The organism is Nostocoides sp., assembly GCF_035343835.1.
Classification (GTDB): domain Bacteria; phylum Actinomycetota; class Actinomycetes; order Actinomycetales; family Dermatophilaceae; genus Nostocoides_A; species Nostocoides_A vanveenii.
In genome coordinates this window covers 1-7,252 of sequence record NZ_DAOQZV010000166.1, presented here as the reverse complement: position 1 = coordinate 7,252, position 7,252 = coordinate 1, and the positions used below count along the sequence as shown (strand labels likewise).

At 70.9% G+C, this 7,252-nt stretch carries 10 protein-coding genes; 4 read left to right on the top strand and 6 right to left on the bottom strand.

The annotated features are described in order from the left end of the window. Positions 1–240: 240 nt before the first annotated feature. Complete coding sequence (locus PKH97_RS11675) at positions 241–1,113, bottom strand: GNAT family N-acetyltransferase (protein ID WP_324387625.1); 873 nt, start codon at positions 1,111–1,113, stop codon at positions 241–243. Positions 1,114–1,219: 106 nt separating this feature from the next. Here PKH97_RS11675 and PKH97_RS11670 point away from each other — a divergent pair, with 106 nt between their 5' ends. From PKH97_RS11670 to PKH97_RS11660, 3 genes are read left to right on the top strand one after another with little or no spacing between them, the layout of a single operon-like run. Continuing rightward, a complete protein-coding gene (locus PKH97_RS11670) occupies positions 1,220–1,936 on the top strand; it encodes a maleylpyruvate isomerase family mycothiol-dependent enzyme (protein WP_324387623.1) in 717 nt (238 codons plus the stop codon). Positions 1,937–1,992: 56 nt separating this feature from the next. After that, positions 1,993–2,748 (top strand): 4-hydroxy-tetrahydrodipicolinate reductase, encoded by a 756-nt coding sequence (dapB, locus tag PKH97_RS11665; RefSeq protein ID WP_324387622.1) that lies wholly within the window; start codon positions 1,993–1,995, stop codon positions 2,746–2,748. Between the two features lie 3 nt (positions 2,749–2,751). Further along, complete coding sequence (locus PKH97_RS11660; RefSeq protein WP_324387621.1) at positions 2,752–3,522, top strand: NAD-dependent deacylase; 771 nt, start codon at positions 2,752–2,754, stop codon at positions 3,520–3,522. 89 nt (positions 3,523–3,611) lie between these two features. Here the strand turns inward: PKH97_RS11660 and PKH97_RS11655 are convergent, their stop codons facing one another. Genes PKH97_RS11655 through PKH97_RS11635 form a run of 5 tightly spaced genes read right to left on the bottom strand, consistent with a single transcriptional unit; the run spans position 3,612 to position 6,488 of the window. After that, positions 3,612–3,926: an AzlD domain-containing protein gene (locus PKH97_RS11655; RefSeq protein ID WP_324387620.1), complete on the bottom strand. Its 315-nt coding sequence runs from the start codon at positions 3,924–3,926 to the stop codon at positions 3,612–3,614. Beyond that, a complete protein-coding gene (locus PKH97_RS11650) occupies positions 3,923–4,663 on the bottom strand; it encodes an AzlC family ABC transporter permease (protein WP_324387627.1) in 741 nt (246 codons plus the stop codon). Before PKH97_RS11650 ends, PKH97_RS11655 begins: the two co-directional genes overlap by 4 nt. Continuing rightward, positions 4,660–5,226 carry a GNAT family N-acetyltransferase gene (locus tag PKH97_RS11645; RefSeq protein WP_324387619.1) on the bottom strand — a complete coding sequence of 189 codons (567 nt, stop codon included), beginning with the start codon at positions 5,224–5,226 and terminating at the stop codon, positions 4,660–4,662. Before PKH97_RS11645 ends, PKH97_RS11650 begins: the two co-directional genes overlap by 4 nt. Then, positions 5,226–5,948, bottom strand: coding sequence for an enoyl-CoA hydratase-related protein (locus PKH97_RS11640; protein WP_324387618.1), 723 nt, complete (start codon positions 5,946–5,948; stop codon positions 5,226–5,228). The genes PKH97_RS11645 and PKH97_RS11640 overlap by 1 nt, the downstream gene beginning before the upstream one ends. A 9-nt stretch (positions 5,949–5,957) precedes the next feature. Continuing rightward, a complete protein-coding gene (locus PKH97_RS11635) occupies positions 5,958–6,488 on the bottom strand; it encodes a dihydrofolate reductase (RefSeq protein ID WP_324387617.1) in 531 nt (176 codons plus the stop codon). Between the two features lie 173 nt (positions 6,489–6,661). Here PKH97_RS11635 and PKH97_RS11630 point away from each other — a divergent pair, with 173 nt between their 5' ends. After that, the gene (locus PKH97_RS11630) at positions 6,662–6,814 is read left to right on the top strand and encodes a hypothetical protein (RefSeq protein ID WP_324387616.1); all 153 of its coding nucleotides are present in this window, start codon (positions 6,662–6,664) and stop codon (positions 6,812–6,814) included. Positions 6,815–7,252 lie beyond the last annotated feature (438 nt).

Sequence of the window (7,252 nt, the reverse complement as noted above, 5' to 3'; positions counted from 1 at the left end):
CGACTGACCCCTCGCGGGTAGCGTCGGTCGAGGGCGGGCGCTCACCCGCCCGGCCCGGGGCCGCGGCATACGGCCGGTGTCGCGGTCAGGTGCCGCTCTCGAGCGGCCACCACCACTCCGTGTCGGCGACTGGCCCGGCCCGGTCGCACGAATGCCAAGCCCGGTCAGCCGGTCCCGGACCCAGGCATCGACACCCTGCGCGACGGATGCGAGGACCACCAGGCCGCGAGGTCGATCTGGTCAGCCATCGACGACTTGCAGGATTATCCGGTCCTCGACCGGCACGTAGCCGATGCGGGCATACACCCCATTGCTCGTCGGATTGTCCAGGTCCGTGAACAGGACGACGTCCGACCCGGCCGCCCGGACGATCGCGGACACCTGGGCCGTGACCGCGGCGGCGTAGCCGTGGCCGCGCTGGTCGGGTGGGGTATAGACCGGGCCGATGCGGGCGACGCCGAAGGCCGGCGGCCGGGTGGCCGCCATCGAGACGGGTGTGTCGCCGTCGTCCACCCAGAGCCACGTGTGCGGCGCGCGTCGAATGAGCATCTCGCGCTGCGCCGTTCGCTGCTGCGCCCGTGTCTGCTCGTCCGCGGCCGCGTTGCCGATCTCGTCGACGAAGGCGAGCACCCATTCGGTCACCAGATCGAGGTCATCGGCGGCCATCGGCCGTGGCCGGCCGCGAACTGTCGCCGGTGGCGTTAGCTCCGCCAGCCGGTGCAGGCGCGTACGGCGTTCCACCTCGACGCGGCCACCGACCCTGGCGGCCAGCCGGTCCGCGAAGGCCCGGGCAGCCGGCTCCTCGCCGGCGGCTCCGGACGGCGCCTCCACCGACGTCAGGATCACGTCCGCGAGTGCCGCCGCCTCGGCGGGATCCAGGTGGTGGAGCACGGGGTGATAGCGACCGGATCGCATGGCCAGCCCCTGGACCTGGCCGGCCGGGGTGCTCGATGTGGCGAACCAGGGTGCGTCCGTGCCCTCCGTGGGCGCCTCACCGGCCACGTGCTCCTGCAGACTGCTCCCGATGATGGTCGTCCCTACCGGATCCGCGCCCAGCAGGGGGCGTGCGGCCGTGAGGAAGGCGGCGGGATCGGCATACAGCCTCAGGGTCATTGCGGCACGGTAGTAGCTTATCGACTGGCGCGCAGGGGATTTCGCAGTCAGGCAGCCGACGCGGTCAGCGCGCGCACCGGCACAGGGCTGGTGCGAGGATGACCGTATGACCGCCGACTTCGCCGCCCATCTGCGTGCCGAGACCGACGCCTTCGCGGCTGTCCTCGCGGCGGCCATCGCGGACCCCGCCCTGCTCGCGCGACCTGTCGCCAGTTGTCCGGGCTGGAATCTCTATGACCTGACCGACCACCTCGGTGGGGTCCATCGCTGGGTGGTGACGGCTATCGACGAAGGGCACGGCCGAGGCGCCCCGGACGCCGCGCCCCACGAGGCGAGCGCGCTGCTGGCCTGGTTCGCCGATGGCGTCGCCGACCTGATCGCCGCGCTGGACCGCGATGCCGACCGGCCGGCCTGGAGCTTCTCGCGCGAGCCGGGGCACGACCGGCTGGCCTTCTGGCAGCGACGCCAGGCCCACGAGAACCTCATCCATCGCTGGGACGCCGAATCCGCGATCGGCCGGCCGGGCCCGCTCGATGCAACGCTCGCAGCCGACGGCATCGCCGAAGTACTCGAGGTCTTCGTCCCGCGGATGCGCGCGCGGCGCCTGCTCGGTCCGCTGCCCGACGCGGTCCGCCTCCGCGCGACCGACACCGCCGCCGAATGGGTGATCGGCGACGACCCGAACCACGTCGTCGCCACGATCAGCGGCCCCGCGGCCGACCTTTTGCTCCACCTGTGGAAGCGCACCGGCGACGCGGAACTGACCTGGTCAGGCGACGGCGACGCCGGCCGTGTGACCCTGGCCAACGCGGTTACCGCCTGAGCGGCGGGCCCGGCGATCCGCGCGAGCCGACCGCGGCATACGGAAGAATCGCGGTCATGACGACGAACGCACGCATCAAGGTCGCCGTGATCGGCGCAGCCGGCCGGATGGGCTCGACCGTATGCCGTGCCGTCACCGCCGCGCCCGACCTGGAGTTGGTGGGGACCTTCGACCTCGGCGACGACCTCGGCGATCTGGCCGGCGCCGACGCGGTCGTGGAGTTCTCGGTCCCCGGGGCCGCGCTCGCCAACGTCCGTCACTGCATCGAACGCGGCATCCACGTCGTCGTCGGCACGACCGGATGGGACGCGGCGAAGCTCGCCGAACTCCGTGACGCGCTCACTGCTCATCCGGGGGTGGGTGTCCTGATCGCCCCGAACTTCGCGATCGGGGCGATCTTGATGATGCGCTTCGCCGAGCAGGCCGCCCGCTTTTACGAGTCGGTCGAGGTCATCGAGTTGCATCACCCGGGCAAGGTCGACGCGCCCTCGGGTACGGCGGCCCGCACCGCGTCGCTGATCGGGGCCGCACGCGAGGCAGCCGGCTTGGGGGCGGTGCCCGACGCGACCACCCTCGACCCGGAGGGTGCCCGTGGAGCCCGCGTGGACGGCATACCGGTGCACGCGGTGCGGTTGCGCGGCCTGGTTGCCCACCAGGAAGTGCTTTTCGGCACGGAGGGGGAGCAGTTGACGATCCGGCACGACTCCTTCGACCGCGTCTCGTTCATGCCGGGCGTGCTCGCCGGCATCCGTGGGGTCGCCGCCCACCCCGGCGTGACGGTCGGTCTCGAGCACTATCTCGGGCTGGATTGACCGATGCCCGCGTCGGAAGTCCCCTGGGCGCTGGTCGAAGTCGCCGCCGCCGCGCGCCGGGTGGTCGTGCTGACGGGGGCTGGTATGTCGGCCGAGAGCGGACTGCCGACCTTCCGGGACCCCCACACCGGCCTGTGGGAGCGTTTCTGTCCCGAGGACCTGGCGACCTTCGCGGCCTGGGAAGGTGATCCCACGCTCGTCTGGGCCTGGTATTTGTGGCGCTTCGAACGCACCGGGCTGGCCGACCCCAACGCCGGCCACCGGGCCATTGCCGACTGGGAGCATCTCGACCTCGCGACCGTCACCGTGGTCACTCAAAATGTCGATGACCTGCACGAGCGGGCAGGCAGCGGGCAGGTGCATCATCTGCACGGCTCGATCGGCGCTTTCCGATGCGGCGAGTGCGGGCATCCGTTCACGGACCCGATCGAGGTGCCGGAGGAGCCGGTCGAGCGACTGCCCCCACCCGCGTGCGCGAGGTGTTTTGGCCTGGTGCGTCCCGGGGTGGTGTGGTTCGGCGAGAGCCTGCCACCGGATGCGTGGTCCGCGGGGGTCGAGGCGTGCGACCAAGCCGATCTGGTCCTCGTGGTCGGGACTTCGGGGATGGTCTACCCGGCCGCCGGCCTCCCGGCCCTGGCCAGGTCGAATGGTGCGTTTGTCGCCGAGATCAATCCCCTCCCGACGGAGCTGTCGTCGATGGCAGACCTGTGCTGGCGGGAACCGGCGGCGGTGGCGCTGCCCGCCCTGCTGGCGGCCATGACCGCCCTCGACTGACGTTCGCCTTCCCCACCCCTCGTCGAGAGGCCGGTTCAGGGTCGTCGAGAGGCCGGTTCAGGGTCGTCGAGAGGCCGGTTCGCGGTGGGTCAGGACCAGCCGGCATACCGGAAAAGGGCGGCCACCGCCGCAGCGCCGAAGACGACGATCAGGAAGTTTGCGCGCAGGAGCAAGAGGACCGTGGCCGCGGCGACAGCGGCGAGCCGGGCGTCGAAGACGAGCCGGCCCTCGGTGCCGCCCAGGGTCTGGGTGACGATCAAGCCCGCGAGCAGGGCGGCCGGCAGCAGCCGGGTGATGCGTGAGATCCGCGGGCCTTCCAGCCAAGACGCCGGGACGATGAAGCCGGCGAGCTTGGTCAGATAGGCCAGGACGCAGGCCGCGAGCACGGTGACCCACATCGTCATGGCAGCGGATCCGATCCGGGCAGGCCGTCCGTGGACGGGTCTTCGTGCTTTCCGGGCCCGACCCAGCCGACGACGACCGCCGCGAGGGCGGCGAGGATCACCGGGATGCCGGCGGGGACCAGAGGCAGCGTGATGATGGCGATGAAGGCGGCCAGGACGGCGGTCGCGCGACCGTCCCCCGAGCGCAGCCGTGGCCAGAGCAGGGCGCAGAAAGCGGCAGCGGCGGCAGCGTCCAGTCCCCAGGTCTGCGGCTTGCCCAGGGCATTGCCCACGATGGCGCCCACGAGCGTCATCAGGTTCCAGCCGATGAAGACGGCGATGCCGGTGATCCAAAAGCCCAATCGCTGCGCGGGTGGCTCGTCCTGGGCGATGCCGACGGCGGTCGACTCATCGATGGTCAGGTGGGCAGCAACGAGTCGGCGCGGACCGCGAGCCGTCACGAAGCGGGCGACTTGGAGCCCGTAGAGCCCGTTCCGGATGCCCAGCAAGGTGGAGGTGGCAATCGCCGACGCCGCCGATCCGCCGGCGGCGATCACGCCGACCACCGCGAACTGCGAGCCGCCGGAGAACAGGAGCGCCGACAGGGCCTGGGTCTGCGGGATCGACAAGCCCGAGGCGACCGATAAGGCACCGAAGCTGACGCCGTACATCCCCGTGGCGATACCCACGGAGAGCGCCTGGCTGCGCACGGCCCGACGCCGCTCGTCGGTCAGCGGCAGGTCGGCAGCCGTCGTCAACTCGCCCACTCCGCGTCCGTGATGCTCGCCTGCAACCGTATCTCTCGGATGGTCTGGCCGTCGGGCGAGACCACGCGATCCCGGAACGCGCCGTCTGGGCCCAACCCGGCCGCCAAAAGGAAGCGCCGCGTCTGCTCGGCGTCGGCGGGCAGCCAGGTCGTCACGACCTCGGCGCCGAGTTCGCGCAACTCGTCCACAACGGCGTTGACCAGGCGAGAGCCGTGGCCCTGGTGCCGGGCCAGTGGGTGCACCGCGAGGACGGTGAGTTCGCCGGCCGCCTGGCCGGTGTCGGGATCCTGGCTCGGGCCGTATGCCGCGATGCCCACCACCTGCGCGCCGGCGAGCGCCACGAGGAGGCGGTGGATGCCTTCCGGCGGGGACTCCAGCGAGGCGCGCCAGGCCTTGGCGAACGCGTTGGGGTCGAAGGCGGCGCTGACCTCGGGGGGCACGCGATCGGCATACGTCTCGATCCAGACCTCAGCCTGGACGCGGCCGATAGCGGGTGCGTCGGTGATACGGGCCGGACGCACGCTTGCGTCCGCGTGGGGTGCGGTGTCGCTCATCAGTGCCCCCGGAACTCGGGGGAGCGGCGCTCGCGGAAGGCGGCCCGTCCCTCATGGAGGTCCTCGCTGGCCCAGGCGCGGGCGAAGGCCGCGTCGTAGCGGGCCACCTCAAGGGGGCCGTCGCAATCGAACCCGAGCTTGGTGCCCGCCTGCGAGAGCGGGGCTAGCCCGGTGGCCGAGGCGGCGAGTTCCTGGGCTGCGGTCAGGTCTCCGCGGGCCTGGGCGAAGCCGAGGCGCCAGGCGTCGTCCGCCGTCAGGGTCGCGGCTGTCAGCGTCATGAGCCGGGCGGCGCCCTCGCCCCAGAAGCGACGTACGCGATCGAGGGTCCAATAGTCGACCATCAACCCGAGCTTGGCGACGGGCACGGCGAAGCGCGCGTCATCGGCGACGACTCGGATGTCGCAGGCGATCGCCAGTTGCATCCCCAAGCCCATGCACGATCCCTCGACGGCAGCGACCGTGACGATCGGGAGGCCGGCCAGCCGGTCCAGAACTCCCGCCAGGTGCTGGGTGAAGGTGACGTCCTCGAGCTCGGTAAGGTCCGCGCCCGCACAGAAGTGGCCGCCCGCGCCGGTGAGGACGAGCGCGCGGACCTCGCCGTCGAGGCCGCGCAGCGCCTCGTCAAGGTCCTCCAGCGCGGCGGCGTTGAGGGCATTGCGCCGCTCGGCGCGGTCGATGGTGATTGTCGCGACGCCGCCGGCGCGCGTGGCGTGCATGGGCATCCGCGCAGCCTAACCAGCGGTTGGCGCCGGCGAGGCCACGCGGTCATAGGTGACCACGGTGAACCCGTTGTATGCCGTTCGCTCCACCACCCGCCACTGCGTCGCGTCCCATTCGGGGAAGTAGGTGTCGCCGGGCACGTCCAGGTCGACGTGCGTCAGGACCATGTGGTGGGCCCGGGGGAGTGCGAGGGTATAGATCTGGGCCCCACCGGCGATGTAGACAGCCCCCTCGCCGGGCCCGTGGGCGGCCAAGCGGACGGCCGCCTCGAAGTTCGGCGCGGTCTCGACGTCCGTAGCCCTCCAGTCGTGGGAGCGCGTCACCACGATCGTGCGACGGCCGGGCAGGGCCCGGCCGATCGAGTCGAAGGTCGCTCTGCCCATGATCAAGGTGCCGCCCATGGTCAGGCGCTTGAAGTGCCGGAAGTCCTCGGGCAGATGCCAGGGGATCCCCCCGTCGGCCCCGATCACCCGGTCGTGCGTGAGCGCCGCGACAAGCGTCAGTTCCGGGGGGCCTGCGGTGCCTAAAGATGTGTTGGTCATAGTTGATCCTCGGTAGCCAAAGGAGCTGGTCATCCCTTCCGCGTGTCAAGGCAGCCTTGCGGAGCAGTGGTGTTTCTGCGCTACGCTAGAGCCCCGAGCGGGAGGGCAACTCAATACACCTCACCGATCCGCCACCGGCACGAGGTGAACGAGAGAGTTTTGGTGCTCCCCCGATGTCGCAAGAATTAGAAGCGCAGTCGCGCCCGTCCCGGCGCACCCTGGCCAAGGGAGCCGCGTGGGCGGCCCCCGCCCTGGTTGCCGTCCAGGCCGCCCCCGCGTATGCGCTGTCCTGCGCGGCCAAGCCGTGGGACGCGGATCTCCAGTAACACATGACGTGTACGTCGACCAACTGTCAGGTCGTGGTCCGTATCTGTGCGACCACCGTGTGCGGTAACGCCACCGGAAACGCTGTGCCTTCGGGCACGGCCATGGTCATCAACCTCAAGAACAATGGCACGTCTAGCGACTCGATCCAGAAAGCGGCGGTGAGCGGGCTACACCATCGGCTCCTCGACGGGTCGGGCGCCGGCTAATGGCGGCACGGCCACGCTGGCCGCTGGGGGGACGTGGACCTTCAATATCACCACGTCCGCAGCGATTCCGGCCGGGAGCTGCATCCAGTTTGCCTTCAACAACGTTGACCCGGGCAGGAGCATCACGCTCTCGGCCACTTCGGCTTCTGATGCGACAACTCCAACAGCACCGGGTGCACTAAGCCTCGATCCGTGGATGGATCGGGTTGTTTGGGGTGGGGGCGGCGGGTC